Annotated in this window: 16 protein-coding genes; 5 read left to right on the top strand and 11 right to left on the bottom strand. The window is 71.3% G+C overall.

Features of this window, described 5'->3' with window-relative positions; translation table 11 throughout:
• Positions 1 to 11: 11 nt before the first annotated feature.
• The 3 genes from OG792_RS11175 to OG792_RS11165 are packed head-to-tail and all read left to right on the top strand — an operon-like array spanning position 12 to position 3606.
• On the top strand, positions 12 to 536 hold the full coding sequence (locus OG792_RS11175; protein ID WP_329109283.1) for a PadR family transcriptional regulator: 525 nt from the start codon (positions 12 to 14) through the stop codon (positions 534 to 536).
• On the top strand, positions 533 to 1255 hold the full coding sequence (locus OG792_RS11170) for an ABC transporter ATP-binding protein (protein ID WP_329109282.1): 723 nt from the start codon (positions 533 to 535) through the stop codon (positions 1253 to 1255). The genes OG792_RS11175 and OG792_RS11170 overlap by 4 nt, the downstream gene beginning before the upstream one ends.
• Positions 1252 to 3606, top strand: a complete 2355-nt coding sequence (locus OG792_RS11165; protein ID WP_329109281.1) for an FtsX-like permease family protein — start codon at positions 1252 to 1254, stop codon at positions 3604 to 3606. The genes OG792_RS11170 and OG792_RS11165 overlap by 4 nt, the downstream gene beginning before the upstream one ends.
• A gap of 65 nt (positions 3607 to 3671) precedes the next feature.
• Here the strand turns inward: OG792_RS11165 and OG792_RS11160 are convergent, their stop codons facing one another.
• The 3 genes from OG792_RS11160 to OG792_RS11150 form a co-directional block, all read right to left on the bottom strand.
• Positions 3672 to 4616 (bottom strand): acyl-ACP desaturase, encoded by a 945-nt coding sequence (locus OG792_RS11160; RefSeq protein WP_329109280.1) that lies wholly within the window; start codon positions 4614 to 4616, stop codon positions 3672 to 3674.
• Positions 4617 to 4712: 96 nt separating this feature from the next.
• Positions 4713 to 6041 carry a histidine--tRNA ligase gene (gene hisS, locus OG792_RS11155; protein WP_329109279.1) on the bottom strand — a complete coding sequence of 443 codons (1329 nt, stop codon included), beginning with the start codon at positions 6039 to 6041 and terminating at the stop codon, positions 4713 to 4715.
• 65 nt (positions 6042 to 6106) lie between these two features.
• The gene (locus OG792_RS11150) at positions 6107 to 6826 is read right to left on the bottom strand and encodes an MBL fold metallo-hydrolase (RefSeq protein WP_329109278.1); all 720 of its coding nucleotides are present in this window, start codon (positions 6824 to 6826) and stop codon (positions 6107 to 6109) included.
• A gap of 373 nt (positions 6827 to 7199) precedes the next feature.
• Between OG792_RS11150 and OG792_RS11145 the strand changes: the two genes are divergently transcribed.
• Positions 7200 to 8099, top strand: coding sequence for a peptidylprolyl isomerase (locus OG792_RS11145; RefSeq protein WP_329109277.1), 900 nt, complete (start codon positions 7200 to 7202; stop codon positions 8097 to 8099).
• A 64-nt stretch (positions 8100 to 8163) separates the two neighbouring features.
• Positions 8164 to 9003, top strand: a complete 840-nt coding sequence (locus OG792_RS11140; RefSeq protein ID WP_329109276.1) for a peptidylprolyl isomerase — start codon at positions 8164 to 8166, stop codon at positions 9001 to 9003.
• Between the two features lie 130 nt (positions 9004 to 9133).
• Here OG792_RS11140 and OG792_RS11135 read toward each other — a convergent pair whose 3' ends face one another.
• The 8 genes from OG792_RS11135 to ruvC all read right to left on the bottom strand — a co-directional run bounded on the left by OG792_RS11135 (position 9134) and on the right by ruvC (position 18836).
• Entirely contained in the window at positions 9134 to 11890 is a 2757-nt protein-coding gene (locus OG792_RS11135; RefSeq protein WP_329109274.1) for a RelA/SpoT family protein, read from the bottom strand.
• Between the two features lie 207 nt (positions 11891 to 12097).
• Positions 12098 to 12661 (bottom strand): adenine phosphoribosyltransferase, encoded by a 564-nt coding sequence (locus OG792_RS11130; RefSeq protein WP_329109273.1) that lies wholly within the window; start codon positions 12659 to 12661, stop codon positions 12098 to 12100.
• Positions 12662 to 12764: 103 nt separating this feature from the next.
• Complete coding sequence (gene secF / locus OG792_RS11125; protein ID WP_329109271.1) at positions 12765 to 13994, bottom strand: protein translocase subunit SecF; 1230 nt, start codon at positions 13992 to 13994, stop codon at positions 12765 to 12767.
• A 72-nt stretch (positions 13995 to 14066) separates the two neighbouring features.
• A complete protein-coding gene (gene secD / locus OG792_RS11120; protein ID WP_329109269.1) occupies positions 14067 to 15956 on the bottom strand; it encodes a protein translocase subunit SecD in 1890 nt (629 codons plus the stop codon).
• Positions 15957 to 16114: 158 nt separating this feature from the next.
• Positions 16115 to 16447: a preprotein translocase subunit YajC gene (gene yajC / locus OG792_RS11115; protein WP_329111198.1), complete on the bottom strand. Its 333-nt coding sequence runs from the start codon at positions 16445 to 16447 to the stop codon at positions 16115 to 16117.
• 153 nt (positions 16448 to 16600) lie between these two features.
• Positions 16601 to 17659: a Holliday junction branch migration DNA helicase RuvB gene (gene ruvB / locus OG792_RS11110; protein ID WP_329109267.1), complete on the bottom strand. Its 1059-nt coding sequence runs from the start codon at positions 17657 to 17659 to the stop codon at positions 16601 to 16603.
• Positions 17656 to 18258, bottom strand: a complete 603-nt coding sequence (gene ruvA / locus OG792_RS11105) for a Holliday junction branch migration protein RuvA (RefSeq protein WP_329109266.1) — start codon at positions 18256 to 18258, stop codon at positions 17656 to 17658. Before ruvA ends, ruvB begins: the two co-directional genes overlap by 4 nt.
• A complete protein-coding gene (gene ruvC / locus OG792_RS11100) occupies positions 18255 to 18836 on the bottom strand; it encodes a crossover junction endodeoxyribonuclease RuvC (protein WP_329109265.1) in 582 nt (193 codons plus the stop codon). Before ruvC ends, ruvA begins: the two co-directional genes overlap by 4 nt.
• Between the last annotated feature and the right edge of the window lie 229 nt (positions 18837 to 19065).

Genomic DNA, 19065 nt, shown 5'->3' with positions numbered 1-19065 from the left:
GAGTGCTCCGCATGTCAATCGGGCAGACCTTCCTCGGGCTCCTGGAGTCCCGCCCCCGCCACGGCTACGACCTCAAGCGGGCCTACGACGAACGGTTCGGACACGGCCGTCCGCTGCACTACGGCCAGGTCTACTCGACCCTGGCCCGGCTACTGAAAAGCGGCCTGGTCGAGGTCGACGGCGTCGAACCGGGCGAGGGCCCCGAACGCAAGCGGTACGCGGTCACCGCGTCCGGCGTGACCGACGTGCAGACCTGGCTGGCCAGCCCGGAGAAGCCCGACCTGTACCTGCAAAGCACCCTCTACACCAAGGTCCTGCTCGCCCTGCTGACCGAACGCAACGCGGCCGAGATCCTCGACGTGCAGCGGGCCGAACACCTGCGCCTGATGCGCGAACTCACCCAGCGCAAACTCGGCGGCGACCTGTCCGACCAGCTCATCTGCGACCACGCCCTGTTCCACCTGGAAGCCGACCTGCGCTGGCTGGAGCTGACCACCGCCCGCCTCGACCAACTCGCCGCGACGGTGCGCACATGACCGCCGGAACAGGCCCCGACCGGCGGGCCGCCGACCCCACCGAGCCACTGCTGGTCGGCCTCGACCTGCACAAGACGTACGGGCCGACGCCGGCCCTGGACGGAGCGTCGATCACCGTACGGGCCGGCGAGACGGTGGCCGTGATGGGTGCGTCCGGATCCGGCAAGTCCACCCTGCTGCACTGCCTGGCCGGGATCGTCCGCCCCGACTCCGGGCAGGTCCGCTACCGGGACCGGGAGCTGTCCGCGATGTCCGACGGCGAGCGCAGCGCGCTGCGCCGGGGCGAGTTCGGCTTCGTCTTCCAGTTCGGCCAACTGGTGCCCGAGCTGACCTGCCTGGAAAACGTGGCCCTGCCGCTGCGCCTGGACGGGGTCCGGCGCCGCGAGGCCGAACGGCGGGCGACGCAGTGGTTGGAGCGGCTTGAGGTGACCGACGTGGCCGGCAAGCGGCCGGGTGAGATCTCCGGCGGCCAGGGCCAGCGGGTGGCGGTCGGCCGGGCACTGGTCACCGCACCCCGGGTGATCTTCGCCGACGAGCCGACCGGTGCGCTGGACTCGCTCAACGGCGAACGGGTGATGCGGCTGCTCAGCGAGGCCGCCAAGCAGACCGGCGCGGCGGTGGTGCTGGTCACCCACGAGCCCCGGGTGGCCGCGTACTCCGATCGCGAGGTGGTGGTCCGCGACGGCCGTACCCGTGATCTCGACCCGGTGGCGCGGTGAGCCGCGACCGGCGGTCCGGGCCGGGCCGCTGGCGCGACGACCTGCTGCTCGGCGCCCGGCTGGTCTTCGCCGGCGGCCGGGACGGGCTGCTCCGGACCGTGCTGGCCGCGATCGGCGTCGGCCTGGGCGTGGCGCTGCTGCTGATCGCCGTCTCCATCCCCACCATGCTCGGCGACCGGTCCGCGCGCGGCGAGGCCCGCGGCGACCAGCAGTACGACGTCGAGCTGACCACCCCGGCGGCCGACACCCTGCTCGTCGGCCAGTTCAACACCACCTTCGGTGAGCGCTCGATCCGGGGCCGGATCCTGCGCCCGGAGGGCCCCGACGCCCCGGTACCGCCCGGTCTGGACAGGCTGCCCGGCCCGGACGAGATCGTCGTCTCGCCCGCCCTGGCCGACCTGCTCGCCGCACCGGAGGGCGCGCTGCTGCGACCCCGGCTCGACTACCGGTCCGTCGGCACCATCGGCGACCACGGCCTGACCGGCCCCCGCGAGTACGCCTTCTACCTGGGCAGCGACCGGATCAGCACGGACCAGTCCGGGGTCGGCCGGATCGACCACTTCGGCGACCCGAGCACCAACGAAGGGCTCGACCCGGTCCTGCTGCTGCTCGTGTTGATCATCCTGGTGGTGCTGCTGCTGCCGATCGCCGTCTTCATCGGCACCGCCGTACGCTTCGGCGGCGAACACCGGGACCGCCGGTTGGCGGCGCTGCGGCTGGTCGGCGCCGACCGACCCATGGCCACCCGGATCGCCGCCGGGGAGTCCCTGGTCAGCGCCCTGCTCGGGCTCGCCGCCGGTGCGCTGTTCTTCCTCCTCGGGCGGCAGTTCGTCGGGCTGTTCGCACTACAGGAGATCAGCGTCTTCCCGGCCGACGTCCGCCCGGACCCGGCGCTGGCCGTACTGATCCTGCTCGGGGTGCCGGTCACGGCGGTGGGGGTCGCGCTGCTCGCCCTGCGCCGGGTGGTGATCGAACCGCTCGGCGTGGTCCGCCGGGCCACCGGCACCCGGCGCCGGCTCTGGTGGCGACCGATCATGCCGGTCGCCGGTGCCGTCCTGCTGCTCCCGCTGCTCGGCTCGGTCAGCCGGACCGGAGAGCCGGCCGGTACGGCCCGCATCGCCATCGGCGTCGTCCTGCTGCTCGGCGGCGTGACCACCGTGCTGCCCTGGCTGGTCGAAACGGTCGTCCGCCGGCTGCGCGGCGGCGGCGTCGCCTGGCAACTCGCCACCCGGCGGTTGCAACTCGACAGCGCCGCCTCCGCCCGCATGGTCAACGGCGTGGCGGTCGCCGTCGCCGGTGGCATCGCGTTGCAGATGTTGTTCAGCGGCATCGCCCCCGCCTACAGCACGAGGTCCGGCCAGGACCCCGCCCGAGCCGACATGTACGGCGACATCGCCCTGGCCGACACCGACGGCGGCGGCGCGGCCACCATCGCACAACGGCTGCGCGACACCACCGGGGTCCGATCGGTGACCGTGGTGGCGCAGACCTACCTGATGCCCGCCGGAGGGGCCGCCGACGCGGACGGGAACCGGCCGGGTTGGCCGCTGCTGGTCGGCGACTGCGCCGCCCTGGCCGAACTGGCCACCCTCGACCACTGTGCCGACGGCGACACGTTCGCCGTACCGGGCGAGGGAATCGCGGGGCCACTGCCGGCGGGCGGCCAACGGGTCGAGGTCGGCTCCCCGTACGACGGGGTGGTCGGTCGGCCGTGGACGGTGCCGGCCGGGATCCGGGCGGCGACGAGCCGACCCTCCCCGGAGGGCAACCACCGCAGCGGTGTCCTGGCCACCCCCGGCGCGGTGGACCCCGACTCCCTGCGGGACTCGCTGACGCTGGTCTACCTGGGGCTGGACCCGGCGGTGCCGGGCGCGGTCGAACACGTACGCAACGCCTCGGCGGGCATCAGCCCGCTGATGAACATCTGGCCGCTGCGGGCCACCACCGAGGACAGCAGCTTCCGGGACATCCGCCGGGGCCTGTTCGCCGGGGTGGTGGCGGTACTGCTGCTGATCGGCGCGAGCCTGCTGGTCACCACGCTGGAGCAGTTGCGGGAGCGGCGCCGACTGCTCGCCGTACTGGTCGCGTTCGGCACCCGGCGCGCCACCATGAGCTGGTCGGTGCTGCTCCAGACGGCGATCCCGGTGCTGCTCGGGCTGGCCCTGGCCGCCGTGCTCGGCACCGGCCTCGGCGCGGTGCTGCAACGGATGGTGCAACGGCCGGTACGGCTGGACTGGCCGAGCCTGCTCCAACTCTGCGGCGTGGCCGCCGGGGTGGTGCTGCTGGTGACCGTACTGAGCCTGCCGGTGCTGTGGCGGCTGATGCGCCCGGACGGACTGCGTACCGAGTAACGGCGACGTACGGGCCCCTTTCCGCTCCGGAGAGGGGCCCTTGCTCGGTCAGCGGGCGGGTACGGTCAGCGGGCGAGGCGGGCGGCTCGGGCGTCGCGCTTCTCCTCGAACCGGGACGCCGCCTTGTCCAACTCGTCGAGTTGCACGCCGAGCTCCTCGCGGGCCGCCTCACCGTCGGCGTCCAGCCCGGTGACGTTCCAGACGTCCCACTGGCGCAGCACCGGAACCAGCACGTCGTCCCGGTGCTGGCGCAGGTCGTAGATGCCGGCCAGGGCGATCGCCACCGACTTGCGGGCGAAGCCGTCGATGCCGTTGCCGGGCATCTGGAAGTTGGCGGACACGTCGGCCACCGCCCGCATCGCCTGGCTCGGGGCCAGCTCGAAGGCGGCGGCGAGCAGGTTGCGGTAGAAGATCATGTGCAGGTTCTCGTCGGCCGCCACCCGGGCGAGCAGCTGCTCGCAGAGCGGGTCGCCGGTGACCCGGCCGGTGTTGCGGTGCGAGATCCGGGTGGCGAGTTCCTGGAACGACACGTACGCCAGCGAGTGCAGCACCTCGTCCGGGTGGTCGTTGCTGAACCCGGCGGACATGTGCACCATCCTGGCCCGCTCCAGCGCCACCGGGTCGACCGCCCTGGTGACGGTCAGGTAGTCGCGGATCGCCACGCCGTGCCGGCCCTCCTCGGCCGTCCACCGGTGCACCCAGGTCCCCCAGGCGCCGTCGCGCCCGAACAGCTTCGCGATCTCGTGGTGGTACGACGGCAGGTTGTCCTCGGTGAGCAGGTTGACCACCAGCGCGGTCCGGGCCACCTCGGGCAGCTTGAAGTCCTCCGGGGACCACGCCTCACCGCCCAGCAGGCCGTCGAAGGTACGCCCGTCGCTCCACGGCACGTACTCGTGCGGGAACCACTCCTTGGCCACCGCGAGGTGCCGGTCGAGGTTCTGGGCGACGACGGATTCCAGCTCGGTCAGCAACGCGGTCTGGCTGAGCGTACGGGTGATGGCGGCAGTCACGGGCTCTCCCTACGGTAGCGTAAGTTACGCTACCGTAGGTCAAGCCGGACCGCAGCGCCAGTCCGCCCGCTCAGCCGGTGCGAACCCACCGCCGACTCAGCTCACCAGGGGACGCAGGTCCTCCACCGGCGGGGTCCAGTCGGCCGCGGCGGCCGCCGCCTGCTCGCCGGAACGGATGTCCTTCACCTCGTCCACCGCCCCGTCGGCACCCGGGAACCACACGTACGGGATCCCGCGCCGCTCGGCGTACCGGATCTGCTTGCCGTACTTCGCCGCCGACGGGGAGACCTCGGTGGCGATACCGCGCCGACGCAGCGCCGCCGCGATCCGGTCACTGGACGGCCGGTCCTCCTCCGCCGACAGCGCCACCAGCACACAGGTCGGCACCGACCGGGACACGGTCAGCTCACCCGCACCGAAGAGCAGGCCGAGCAGCCGGGTCAGACCGATCGAGATGCCCACACCGGGGAACGTGGTGGAGCCGGCGGTGGCCAGGTTGTCGTACCGGCCACCGGAGCAGATCGAGCCGAACCGCTCGTAGCCGCGCAACTGCGTCTCGTAGACCGTACCGGTGTAGTAGTCCAGGCCACGCGCGATGCGCAGGTCGGCGACGCAGAGACCGGGCGAGTGCGCCGCCGCCGTCTCCACCACCGCGACCAACTCGACCAGGCCCTCTTCGAGCAGCGGGTGCTCCACCCCGAGGGCCCGGACCGCGTCCGCGAACGAGGCGTCCGGTCCGCTGATCTCGGCCAGGGCGAGACACGCCTTGGCCTGCGCCTCGGTCGCCCCGGCGGTCTCGGTCAGCAGCGCGGCCACCCGGTCCGGCCCGATCTTGTCGAGCTTGTCCACCGCACGCAGCGCGGCGGCCGGGTCGGTCAAACCGACCCCCAGGTAGAAGCCCTCGCTGACCTTCCGGTTGTTCACCTGGATCACGAACGGCGGGATCGGCAGGCCGCCGAGCGCGTCGCCGATGACCAGGGGGAGTTCGGCCTCGTAGTGCGCCGGCAGGGTGTCCCGGTCGACGATGTCGATGTCGGCCTGGACGAACTCGCGGTAGCGCCCCTCCTGCGGGCGCTCGCCCCGCCACACCTTCTGGATCTGGTAGCGGCGGAACGGGAACTGCAACTTGCCGGCGTTCTCCAACACGTAGCGGGCGAACGGCACGGTCAGGTCGAAGTGCAGGCCGAGTGCGTCGTCGCCGCCCGACCCGCCCGGATCCTCCTGCAACCGGCGCAGCAGGTAGACCTCCTTGGAGGTCTCCCCCTTGCGCAGCAACTGGTCCAGCGGCTCGACCGACCGGGTCTCCAGCGGCGCGAAGCCGTACAGCTCGAAGGTGTTGCGGATGCGGTCGATCACGTACTGCTCGATCATCCGCTGCGGCGGGGCCCACTCGGGAAAGCCGGAGATGGGCGTGGGCTTGCTCATGATGCTCCTTGAACTCCCGCGCGACGCGCGCGGGCGGGATCTGGGTGACGCGAGGCGCGGACCTACTACCAGCCCCGCTGGGAACCGGCCGGTCGCGCTTGGTCGGCCGAGGCGACCTGACGCAGGTACGGGTTGCTCGCGCGCTCGCGGCCGATGGTGGTCTCGGGTCCGTGGCCGGGCAGGACGACGGTGTCGTCGGCGAGCGGGAGGATCTTGTCCCGCAGGCTGGTCAGCATGGCTGGCATGCTGCCTCCCGGCAGGTCGGTACGACCGATCGAACCGGCGAACAGGACGTCCCCGGAGAGGCAGAGCTGGTCCGCCTCCCACAGTGAGCCGGCCCCCGGCAACCGGAACAGCACCGACCCGCCGGTATGGCCCGGTGCGTGGTCGACGGTGATCTCCAACCCGGCGAGGCTCATGCTCGCGCCGTCGGTCAGCTCGGCGACGTCCTCCGGCTCGGCGTACGGCAGCCGGCCGCCGAAGAGCTGGTTCAGGTCGGCGGAGAGCCCCTTGCTCGGGTCGGCCAGCAGTTCCCGGTCGGCCGGGTGCACGTAAGCGGTGATCCCACGGGCGCCGCAGACCGGTGCGACGGAGAAGGTGTGGTCGAGATGGCCGTGGGTCAGCAGGACGGCGGCCGGCTGCAACCGGTGCTCGTGCAGGAGCGCGTCGAGGCGGTCGATCACTCCGATTCCCGGGTCGACCACAACACACTGCTCTCCCGGCGCGGTCGCGACCACGTAGCAGTTGGTGCCGAAGGCGTCCGCGGGAAACCCGGCGACGAACACGTCCGCTCCCCTTCCCGTCGACGTTGGCGTCTCCCGCAGCCTATCCGCCGGGCGGTTCGGGTGCCGCGCCGCACACACCGCCGGCGGGTCCGTGGGCGACGTTCTCGGCTGTCGCCGGAACGGACACCGGCGACGTACGACGCACGCGGCTGGCGGTCGAGTCGATCGGCGTGGGGGATATATCCGATAGAACGGTCTGGAACCGCGTCGGTGGACGGTCCGCAGGCACAGATTTACGTAGCGGCCACCTCGTACACCACATTCTCAGCCGATAGCCGTACACTCTGGCGGGCGTGTGGCGTGGCGCACTTGACGCCCGACGGCGAGAACGTGGCCGTCCGCCACGACCAGGGTAGAGGGAAAAGGAGCGCGGGTGGCTTCCAGCAGGGACCGGCAGCGCAAGTTGGCGCGTGCCAAGCTCGACCGGCAGATGGCTCGGCGAGCCGCCTCCGCCCGGCGTCGGCGACAGATCCAGGCCGGGGTCGGCGCCGCGCTGGCGCTGGCGCTGATCGTACTCGGGTCGGTCTGGGCACTCGGCGGGTTCGACCGTGAGCCGAGCCCGGCCGCGGCGCCGGAGATCTGCGCCTGGACCCCGCAGGACGCGGCGTCGAACAGCAGCCTCAAGGACGTCGGTATGCCGTCGACCACCGGGCTGCCCACCACCGGCACCCGCCCGATGACCATCACCACCAACCAGGGCAGCCCGGTCACGGTCGATCTCGACCTGGCCAACGCGCCCTGCGCCGGGGCGAGCTTCGCCCACCTGGCCGGCCGGTCGTTCTACGACAACACCACCTGCCACGAGATCACCGCCGACGGCGCGCTGCGCTGCGGCGACCCGAGCGGCACCGGTACGGGCGGCCCCACCTACACCTTCACCAGTGAGAACGTGCCGTCGGCACCGGCACCGGAACCGACCCCGTCGGCCAGCCCGGCAGCGGGCCAGCCGCCGCTCTACCCGGCCGGCACCGTCGCCCTGATCGGCAGCGCGCCCGGCGCCAACGGCAGCCAGTTCCTGATCTTCCTCAAGGACTTCAACCCGACCGCGCCGACCTACCCGATCGTCGGGAAGGTCAGCGCCGGACTCGACGTGATCCAGAAGATCGGCACCACCGAACTGGTGGACAATGGCAGTGGCGAGAAGGTCAAGCCGAAGACCGACGTGGTGATCCAGAGCCTGACCGTCGGCGAGCCCGCCACCGACGCACCGCCCGCCGCCCCGCCGGCGACAACGACGCCGACCGCCACCCCGACGGCGGCCGGGCAGTCCTGAAGCAGAGCCCAGACAGCAGCCGCGGACGCAGCACCGCAGCGTTGATAGTCCAGGAGGAGTCACCGTGACGTCCACGAGAGAGCGGCAGCGCGCCGCGGCGCGGGCACGGCTCGAACGGGAGATGGCCCAGCGGGCCACCGCTGCCCGCAAGCGCCGCCAGCTGCAAACGATCGTCGCCGCCGGGGTGGGTCTGCTACTGGTCGTCGCCGGCACCGTGTGGCTGGTCGCCAGCCTCGGCGACGACGACAAGGCCACCGACGCGGCCCCGGTCGGAGCCGGCTCGACCCAGTGCACCTGGACCGACATCCCGGCCGAGCAGCGGACGCCGACGACCAAGGACGTCGGGCTGCCGCCGACCTCGGCGCCGAACGTCGGCTCGCAGACGATGACCATCGACACCGGGCTCGGGCCGATCACCGCCAAGCTCGACCTGTCCAAGGTGCCGTGCACCGCGGCCAGCTTCACCCACCTGGCGGAGAAGAAGTTCTTCGACAACACCAAGTGCCACCGGCTGGTCACCGAGGGCCTTCAGGTGCTCCAGTGCGGCGACCCGAGCGCCGCCGGCGCCGGCTGGCGGGACAGCGACGGCACCGGCGGCCCGAGCTACCGGATGGCCGAGGAGAACCTGCCGACCGAGCAGCGTCCGCCGTACCCGGCGGGGGTCATCGCGATGGCCAACTCCGGCCAGCCCGGCTCCAGCGGCAGCCAGTTCTTCATCGTCTACGGTGACTCGCAGCTCGACGCCACGTACACCGTGCTCGGCACGGTCACCGGCGGGATGGACCTGGTCAAGGAGGTCGGCGCGGCCGGCGACGACGGCGCCTTCGCCCAGCAGGCCGGCGGCGGCCACCCGAAGAAGGAAGTTCTGATCAAGGCACTGACGATGAGCGCCGTGGCCGGCTGAGGTTCCGCCACCAGCGCCACCGGCACGAGAAGGGGCGGCCCGCTACGGCGGGCCGCCCCTTCGTTCGTCTTACCGTTGCCTTCGTTCGTCCGTTGCCCGGAGCCGGTTGCCTGGAGCCGGTGGTAGCGGGTCAGGCGCCGGAGGTGACCCGGTAGGCGTCGAAGACGCCGTCGACCTTGCGGACCGCCGCCAGCAGGTGGCCCAGGTGCTTCGGGTCGGCCATCTCGAAGCTGAACCGGCTCACCGCCACCCGGTCGCGGGTGGTGGTGACCGTCGCGGAGAGGATGTTCACCCGCTCCTCGGAGAGCACCCGGGTCACGTCGGCGAGCAGCTTGTGCCGGTCCAGCGCCTCGACCTGGATCGCCACCAGGAAGGTGGACGCCGAGGTGAGCTTCCAGCTCACCTCCACGATCCGCTCGCCCTGCACCCGGAGATCCTCGGCGTTGGCGCAGTCGTCGCGGTGCACGCTCACCCCGCCGGAGCGGGTGACGAAGCCGAACACCGAGTCCGGCGGCACCGGGGTGCAGCAGCGGGCGAGCTTGATCCAGACGTCGCTGACCCCACGAACCACCACTCCGGGGTCGTGGCTGGAGGTACGGCTGCGCGGCGGGCGGGTGGCGACGGCGGTCTCGGCGATGTCCTCCGCCGCGCCCTCCTCGCCGCCGTAGCCGGCCATCAGCCGCTGGACCACCGACTGGGCGGAGACCTGGCTGTCGCCGACCGCCGCGTAGAGCGACGCGACGTCGGCCAGGTGCAGGTCCCGGGCGATCGCCATCAGGTTGTCGGAGCTGAGCATCCGCTGCAACGGCATGCCCTGCTTGCGCATCTGCTTGACGATCGCGTCCTTGCCGGCCTCGATCGCCTCCTCGCGGCGCTCCTTGTTGAAGTACTGCCGGATCTTCGTCCGCGCCCGGGGGCTCTTGACGAAACCGAGCCAGTCCTGGGTGGGGCCGGCGGTGTCGGACTTCGAGGTGAAGATCTCGATCACGTCGCCGTTGGAGAGCGTCGACTCCAGCGGCACCAGCTTGCCGTTGACCCGGGCGCCGATGCACTTGTGCCCGACCTCGGTGTGCACCGCGTACGCGAAGTCGACCGGGGTCGAGCCGGTCGGCAGCGGGATCACGTCGCCCTTGGGCGTGAAGACGTACACCTCCTGGCTGGACAGGTCGAAGCGGAGCGCGTCGAGGAACTCGCTCGGGTCGCTCGCCTCCCGCTGCCAGTCCAGCAGTTGCCGCAGCCAGGTCATCTCGTCGATGTTGGCCGGTGGGCCGACGACGGTGGCGCCCTTCTGCTCCTTGTACTTCCAGTGCGCGGCGATGCCGAACTCGGCGGTGCGGTGCATCGCGTACGTCCGGATCTGCATCTCCACCGGCTTGCCGCTGGGCCCGATCACGGTGGTGTGCAGGGACTGGTACATGTTGAACTTCGGCATCGCGATGTAGTCCTTGAACCGGCCCGGTACGGGCTGCCAGTTCGCGTGGATCACACCGAGCGCCGCATAGCAGTCGCGCACCGTCTCGACCAGGATCCGCACCCCGACCAGGTCGTAGATGTCGTTGAAGTCCCGACCCCGGACGATCATCTTCTGGTAGATCGAGTAGAGGTGCTTGGGCCGCCCGGTCGTCTCCGCCTTGATCTTGGCGGCCTTGAGGTCGACCTGCACCTTCTGCGTCACCTGGCGCAGCAGCGCCTCCCGCTGCGGCTGGTGCTCGCCGATCAGCCGGTTGATCTCCTCGAACCGCTTGGGGAACAGGGTGCCGAAGGCGAGATCCTCAAGCTCCCACTTGATCGTGTTCATACCCAGGCGGTGGGCCAGCGGAGCCAGGATCTCCAGCGTCTCCTTGGCCTTCTGCTCCTGCTTCGCGCGGGGCAGGAAGGTCAGCGTACGCATGTTGTGCAGCCGGTCGGCCAGCTTGATCACCAGGACCCGGGGGTCCTTGGCCATCGCGACGACCATCTTCCGGATCGTCTCGGCCTTGGCCGCGTCACCCAGCTTGACCTTGTCCAGCTTGGTGACCCCGTCGACCAGCAGGGCGACCTCGGCCCCGAAGTCGATCCGCATCTGGTCCAGGCCGTAGTTGGTGTCCTCGATGGTGTCGTGCAGCAGCGCGGCGACCAGCGTGGTGGTGTCCATGCCGAGGTTGGCCAGGATGGTGGCCACCGCCAGCGGGTGGGTGATGTACGGGTCACCGGACTTGCGGTACTGCCCCGAGTGCCAGCGGGCGGCCATGTCGAAGGCGCGCTGCAACATCCGGGGGTCCATCTTGGGGTGGGCGGCCCGGTGGGTGGCGATCAGCGGTTCGAGCACCTCGCTCACCTGCGGCGTCTGCCAGGGTGCGTTGAACCGGGCCAGCCGGGCCCGCACCCGCCGCCCGGTCGGCGCGCTGGCCAGACCGAAGCTGGACGTGGCCGCGCCGGGTTCGTCGGTCGTGACGAGTCGACCGGCCACGCCGATCGGCACCACGACGCCACCCGCGGGGACGGGCGGGACCGGCGGGGCGAGAACGTCGACCGGGGCGACCGACGGGGCGACCGCGATCGGAACGACGGCGGCGGGATCGTCACCGGCCACCACCGCGATCGGGCCGACCGGCGCCGCTACGACCGCACCGCCGTTACCACCGCTTCCGTTGGCGGCGCCGCCGCCATTGCTGCCGTTGTCGGCGTGACCGGCTCCCGCGCTGCCGACCGCGGCCGGGTTGGGGTCACCGGAGTCGGGATCACCGTTTCGGGCGGCCGCACCGGCCGCCACACCATCGGCCGACCCGACGTCACCGGACTCACCGGTGGGGGCGACGGAACTGGTACCGGCGGTCGCGGTCGGGACCGGCCCGCCGACGGACCCGGCCACCTGGGTGACACCGTCGGCGTCGCTGGTCGATTGCACCGTGCCCTCCGCCGGAGGGGCGACATCGTGGGACACCGGCCTCCTCACACCTCGCTTGGGACGAGCCGACCGTAACCGGTCGACCTGGTCCTGTGCCAGCCCGGTAGAACGGCCTCCACCTGGTCAGCGAAAGGCAATGCTACCCGTCCGGACTGCCGGATGCCGCTCCCCCGCACGCACCGGATCGATCCCCGATGACAAGCTCTACTAAACGGTCAGAAGTGCATGGACGGGACGGGGAGCCAGCCGCTCCCGGCCCCCGAGGAAAGAGAGTTCCAACAGTACGGACAGCCCCGCCACGGTCCCGCCGGCCCGCTCGACCAGACTCAGCGTCGCCTCCGCCGTACCGCCGGTGGCGAGCACGTCGTCCACCACCAGTACCCGGTGACCGGCCGTGAAGGCATCCTGGTGCACCTCAAGGGTGGCCTCGCCGTACTCCAGGGCGTAGGAGGCGGCGTACGCCGCACGGGGCAGCTTGCCGGCCTTGCGCACCGGCACCACCCCCCGGCCGGTGGCGTACGCGATCGCGGCGGCGAGCACGAAGCCGCGCGCCTCGATGCCGGCCACCACGTCGAACGAGTCCCGCCCGTGGTACTCGATGATCCCGTCGATCACGCCACGGAACACGTCACCGTCGGCGAAGAGCGGCATCAGGTCCTTGAACACCACTCCGGGCCGGGGAAAGTCCGGTACGTCCAGCACCCGGCTGGCCACCAGTTCCGCCGTGGCCGGGCCGCTGTCGCCGCGTACCCCGGTCTGGGTCTCCGTCATGCTGCCCCTCTCACCGGACATCCGCGCCCACGCCATACGAAAGGCGCCCGGCACGCCGTTGTAGCCAGCATGCCGGACGCCTCCGTCGTCTGTTCCGCCAGGGTCAGCGGCGCTTGGCCCCACTCGGCCGGCTACCGCCGCCGCCACCCGGTCGACCACCGCGGGCACCGGAGGACCGCTTGCCTGTGGGACGGGCACCGACCTTCGGGGCGGCGCCGGCCAGCGCCGCCGCCTCCTCGTCGGTCGGCCCGGCCGGTACGGTGTCGTCGCCGACCGGCTCCTCACCGGTACGGGCAGCCGGCCGGCGGGCAGCGGTGGCCGGGCGTGCGCCACCGGTGGTGGAACGCCGGGCCAGGACCCGCTTGGTGTGCGTCTGGATCCGCGGCTCGTAGTCCTTGAGCAGGCTCAGCACCGGGGTCGCGAAGAAGATCGAGGAGTAGACCGCGATACCCATACCGAGGAACAGCACCAGACCGAGGTCCTCCAGGGTGCCCGCGCCGAGCAGGCCGGCACCGATGAAGAGCAGGCCACCGACCGGCAGCAACGCCACCAGACCGGTGTTGATCGACCGCATCAGGGTCTGGTTGATGGCCAGGTTGGCCGCTTCGCCGTAGGTCTGGGTGCTGCTCGCGGTGATGCCGCGGGTGTTCTCCTGGACCTTGTCGAAGACCACCACGACGTCGTAGAGCGCGAAGCCGAGGATGGTGAGGAAGCCGACGATGGTCGAGGGGGTCACCTCGAAGCCGACCAGGGCGTAGATGCCGGCGGTCAGCGCCAGGTTGAGGAAGAGCGACGAGACGGCGGCGACCGCCATCCGCCACTCGAACCGCAGGATCAGGTAGATCATGACCAGGACGACGAAGACCACCAGACCGAGCAGGGCTCGCTCGGTGACCTGGTCGCCCCAGGCCGCGCTCACCTGGTTGATGCTGATCTGGTCCCCGGCGATGCCGAACTTGCCGGCCAGGTCGGCCTGCACGTCGTTGGACTGCTGGGTGTTCAGCTCGGTGGTGCGCAGCTCGTAGAAGGAGCCGCCGACGCCGTTGACCGTCTGGGTGGAGACGACGTGTGCCGGCTCGTCGCCGCCGAGGCTGCTCAGCGCCGCGTCGACCTGCTCCTCGGCGTGGTCGATAGTGCCGACGCTGGCGGGCACCTGGAAGGAGTTGCCGCCGGAGAACTCGATGCCGAGCTTGAACCCGGGGGTCCAGATGCTGACGAGCGCGACCAGCACCAGCCCGAGGGCGATGCCGATCCAGAGCCGGCGACGTCCGATGATGTTGAGACCGGCCTCGCCCTGGTAGAGCCGGGTGGCCAGACCGCTACGGCGGCTCATGCCGCTACCTCGCTTTGCTCTGCGACGGCCGAGTGGGCCGGGGCGCTGCCCTGGATGACTGGCTCGCTCATGCTAGGCCTCCTTGGCGCGCGGGTTGCGCGGCTCGGTCGGCTCGGCCTCGGCCCTGTGCAGCACCCGTCCGAGCCCACTGACCCGGGGCGACAGGAACGCCTTGGTGTTGGCGAACATCGTCATGATCGGGTGCCGGAAGAGGAAGACGACGACCAGGTCGAGGATCGTGGCCAGGCCGAGCGCGAAGGCGAAACCCTTCACCGTGCCGACCGAGACCACGTAGAGCACGACCGCCGCCAGGATCGAGATGGCGTTGGCCGAGATGATCGTCCGCCGGGCCCGGGCCCAGGCGCGGGGCACCGCGCTGCGCGGGCTGCGTCCCTCGCGGATCTCGTCCTTGAGACGTTCGAAATAGATCACGAACGAGTCGGCGGCGACACCCAGGGAGACGATGAATCCGGCGATGCCGGCGAGGGTCAGCGTGAAGCCGATCTGCCGGCCGAGCACGATCAGCGCACCGAAGACCAGCAGCGCCGAGAGGCCCAGGCTGAGGATGATGACCGTGCCGAGGAGGCGGTAGTAGAAGAACGAGTAGATGGCGACCAGCAGCAGGCCCACCCCGGCGGCCAGCAGACCGGCCTTGAGGTGGCTGGAGCCCAGCGTCGCGGAAACCGACTCCTGCTCCTGCGGCTCGAACGTCACCGGCAGCGCGCCGAAGCGGAGCTGGCCGGCGAGCGTGTTGGCGTCCTTGCTGGTGAAGTTACCGGTGATCTGCGAGTCGCCGGTGAGCACGCCCTGGATCTCGGGCGACGAGACGATCGTGTTGTCGAGCACCACGGCGACCCGGCACTTGCCGTCCGGGCCGAGCGCGCCCTGGTCGCAGGCGCCGCCCTCGTTGTTGAACGCCTCGCGGGTCAGGTTGGTCCACTTCTTCTGCCCGTCGCCGGTGAAGTCGAGGCTGACCACCCACTGGCTGTTCTGGTCCAGCACGCCGCTGGCGTCGCTGACGTCGGTGCCCAGCACCTTCGCCACGTCGAGCAGGTTCTTCACCGGGCCCTCACAGGCCACGACCTGCTGGTCCACGGCGCTGATCGAGGCCGCCGGGCGCTGTTCGAGCAGCTCGCAGGTGATCGTCGGTACGTTGAACTGCATCGCCGCGGGCAGCGCGGCAACCTCGCGGCCGGTCAGCGTGCCGAACGGCTTGAGCGTTTCGAGCAGGGTCGGGTCGGTGGTCAGGTCGGCCGGCGCCTGGAGTGCGCTCGCTGCCTGCCAGGCCGCCGCGCCCACCTTCTGCTGGACCGCGGCCCGCGCCTGCTCCACGCTCTGCGGCACCGGGGCCGCCGAAGCCGAGGCGCTCGGGGTCGCGGGTGCGCCGGTGGCGGCACTCGGCGTGGGGGTCGGTGCCATCCCGCCCTGCCCACCGGCGGACGGCGTGGCGCTGGGCGCACCCGCAGCCGGGGCGCTCGGGGTCGCGCCGACCGACGGGGTTGCCGCCGGGGCCGACGGATCCGGGGTCGCGGCCGGCGGCGGCTGGGCAGCGCTGGGCGCCCCACCGTCGGTCGCCTTGATCACCTTGCGGAACCGCAGTTCGGCCGCCTCGCCGACCTCGCTGAGGTCGCGGCTCTGGCCGGGCAGCGAGATGACGATGTTGCGGTTGCCCTCGGTCACCACCTCGGCCTCGGAGACGCCCTGGGCGTTGACCCGGTTCTCGATGATCTGCCGGGCCTCCTCCAGGTTCTCGGCCGTGGGGGGCTGGTTGTTGAGGCTCGTCGCCTCAAGCGTCATCCGGGTGCCACCGACGAGGTCGAGACCCAGCTTCGGCTCCAACCGGTCGCGGAAGCTCCCGCTAGCACCGCCGGCGAAGAAGACTAAGAGGTAGAGGACGACAAAGATGCCCCCGAGTACGGCTAGCTGCCGCCCGGGGTGCATCTGTCCCTGAGGTGGTGCCACGGCTGTCCTGTCTCCCTGCACGGTTCGGCCGCTGGTGGTGGGCGGCGATGGGCGCGCCGGCATGCCCGGCGACATGCGTACCTCTCCGGCGTGGGGTCACGCCGGTACAGCTATCAACTATCTTCGATCGATAACCTGCCCCGCACACCGGGGGTGGGTTACTCCTTCGCTTCGACCTCGTCCGAGATCGTCTCAAGCTTCGGAGCCTGGTTCAGTACCCGGGCCACCGCAGGGCGCGCGTACTTGTTGTGCACCCCGGGGGCCACTTCGAGGGTGACTGTCTCGTCGTCGACCGAGGCGACGGTGCCGTGGAGGCCGCCAATGGTGACCACCTCGTCGCCGGGGCCGATCGAGGACTGCATCTGCTCAGCCTCGCGACGGCGCTTCTGCTGCGGCCGGATCATCATGAAATACATGACACCGAAGAGCAGGACAATCATCAGGATCGGCGTGAAGCTGCCGGCTCCACCGCCGCTTGCTGCCGCTTCCAAAACCACGATATGACCTTCCCATTGGCCCCGTCGCGACGTGGTACGTCACGGCGAAAGCGAAATCTCCTGTCTCTACAGACAGATCGCGGCGAAGTCTAGTCGGTGAGTCTGTGTACGCCGAATGCGGCACGGATCACAAACAGATCACGGCAGTTACGACTCAGCAGCGAACAGATCGGGCGCCGCGCTCGGACTGGCACCAAATGTACCATTCGGCGGCGTACGTCCCAGATGGTGCCAGGCGGCCTCGGTGGCGACCCGCCCACGCGGCGTACGGGCCAGCAGTCCGGCCCGGACCAGGAACGGCTCGCACACCTCCTCCACCGTGTCCGGCTGCTCCCCCACCGCCACGGCCAGCGTGGACAGGCCGACCGGGCCACCCCGGAACGAGTCGATCAGGGCGCTGAGCACCGCCCGGTCGAGCCGGTCCAGACCGAGCGCGTCGACGTCGTACACCTTGAGGGCCGCGCGGGCCGTCTCCAGGGTGACCACGCCCTCGGCCCGGACCTCGGCGAAGTCCCGCACCCGGCGCAGCAGCCGGTTGGCGATCCGGGGCGTGCCCCGCGACCGGCCGGCGATCTCGACCGCCCCCTCCTCGGTGATCGGAACCCCGAGGATGCGCGCCGACCGGTGCAGCAGCGCCTCCAGGTCGGCCGCGCTGTAGAAGTCGAGATGCGCCACGAAGCCGAACCGGTCGCGCATCGGACCGGTCAGCAGCCCGGACCGGGTGGTCGCGCCGACCAGCGTGAACGGCTCCACGTCGATCGGGATCGCGGTCGCACCGGGGCCCTTGCCGACGATCACGTCGACCCGGAAGTCCTCCATCGCGCTGTAGAGCAGTTCCTCGGCCGGCTTGGCGATCCGGTGGATCTCGTCGATGAAGAAGACGTCGCCCTCGGCCAGACTGGTCAGGATCGCGGCCAGGTCCCCGGACCGCTCGATCGCCGGCCCGCTGGTGACCCGGATGCCGGTGCCGAGCTCGGCCGCGACGATGTTGGCCAGGGTGGTCTTTCCCAGCCCCGGCGGGCCGGAGAGCAGGATGTGGTCGGGCGGGCTGCCCCGACCCATCGCGCCCTTCAACAGCAGGTCGAGCTGGTCGCGTACGCGATGCTGGGCGATGAAGTCGGACAGCCGCTTCGGTCGGACGCTGACCTCGGCGTCCCGTTCGGCGTCGTCCGCGTACGCCGAGACCAGGTCCCCGGAATCGGTCATCGGGTCTTACCGAGCAGCCGGATCGCCTGCTTGAGCAGGACCGGCACCGGCGGCGTGGGGCCATCGATGGTCTCCGCCACGGTGGCCACCGCCTGGTCGGCCTGGGCGACGCTCCAGCCGAGCCCGACCAGCGCCTGGCGGATCTGGTCCGGCCACGCCCCGCCGAGCACGCCGCCCGCGCCGTCCGACCCGATCGCCACCGGACCGATCTTGTCCCGCAGTTCGAGCACCAGCCGCTCGGCGCCCTTCTTGCCGATCCCCGGCACCCGGACCAGGGTGGCGGTGTCGGAGTTGGCGATCGCCTTGCGGACCACGTCCGGTGAGTGCACCGCCAGCACCGCCTGGGCCAGCCGGGGTCCGACCCCGCTGGCCGTCTGGAGCAGCTCGAACAGGTGCTTCTCGTCGTCGTCGGCGAAACCGTAGAGGGTGAGCGAGTCCTCCCGGACCACCAGCGTGGTGGCCAGCCGGGCCTCGCTACCCAGCCGGAGCCCGGCCAGGGTGCCCGGCGCGCAGTGCACGGCCAGCCCGACCCCACCGACCTCGATCACCGCAGTGTCGGGCCCGAGCCCGGCCACCACGCCCCGCACACTGGCGATCATCTTGTTCCTCCACGTCGGGCGGCAGCCGCCCCGGTACGTCCCGGTGCGGCGACCGCCGCGGCCCGCCGGGCGGCGGCCTCCGTGGCCTCGGCCAGCCGGGCCCGGTTCCCGCCCCGCCACACATGACAGATGGCCAGCGCCAACGCGTCCGCCGCGTCCGCCGGCTTCGGTGGCGCGGCCAACCGGAGCAGCCGGGTGACCATCGTGGTGACCTGGTCCTTGTCGGCCCGACCGGACCCGGTCACCGCCGCCTTCACCTCGCTCGGCGTGTACGTCTGCACCGGCAGCCCGGCCCGCGCCCCGGCCAGTACGGCGACCGCGCTGGCCTGGGCGGTGCCCATCACGGTCCGGGTGTTGGACTGGCTGAACACCCGTTCGACGGCAACGCTCTCCGGCTGGTGCTCGGCGACCAGCTCGGTCAGCGCCCGGTCCAGGTGCAGCAGCCGCAGCGACAGGTCGGCGGCCGAATCGGTGCGGACCACGGTGTACGCGACCAGCGTGCACGGCCGGCCGGGAACACCCTCGACCACACCAACTCCGCACCGGGTCAGCCCCGGGTCGACGCCCAGCACCCGCACGCCGCCCCCTCCCCTGGCCCCGTCGCCGGTCGGCGAGGAGACCGCCGCACCCGGCAGTACACGTGTTCGACACCCTACTGGCGGCCGTACGACCGCGATACGCCGACACGCCCACCCTCTCACCCGGTGGGCGGCGACCGGGCGGGCCACCGGAGCCACATAGCTTTTCCGGCGAGTATGTGTGCGCTGCCCATGTGCGCCCGCGCGTCGGGGTCGTAGCTTCTTGCGC

Origin of the sequence: Micromonospora sp. NBC_01699 (assembly GCF_036250065.1) — a bacterium.
Taxonomy (GTDB): Bacteria; Actinomycetota; Actinomycetes; order Mycobacteriales; family Micromonosporaceae; genus Micromonospora_G.
Note: the sequence above shows the minus strand (reverse complement) of the source record. Positions and strands in the feature narration are given on the sequence as shown.

Bases quoted from the DNA above. Each gene is read 5' to 3' on its own strand.
- OG792_RS11175 (WP_329109283.1), top strand. From the start codon at position 12: ATGTCAATCGGGCAGACCTTCCTCGGGCTCCTGGAGTCCCGCCCCCGC.
- OG792_RS11170 (WP_329109282.1), top strand. From the start codon at position 533: ATGACCGCCGGAACAGGCCCCGACCGGCGGGCCGCCGACCCCACCGAG.
- hisS (WP_329109279.1), bottom strand. From the start codon at position 6,041: ATGAGCAAGCCCACGCCCATCTCCGGCTTTCCCGAGTGGGCCCCGCCG.
- OG792_RS11130 (WP_329109273.1), bottom strand. From the start codon at position 12,661: ATGACGGAGACCCAGACCGGGGTACGCGGCGACAGCGGCCCGGCCACG.
- secF (WP_329109271.1), bottom strand. From the start codon at position 13,994: ATGAGCCGCCGTAGCGGTCTGGCCACCCGGCTCTACCAGGGCGAGGCC.
- ruvB (WP_329109267.1), bottom strand. From the start codon at position 17,659: ATGACCGATTCCGGGGACCTGGTCTCGGCGTACGCGGACGACGCCGAA.
- ruvA (WP_329109266.1), bottom strand. From the start codon at position 18,258: ATGATCGCCAGTGTGCGGGGCGTGGTGGCCGGGCTCGGGCCCGACACT.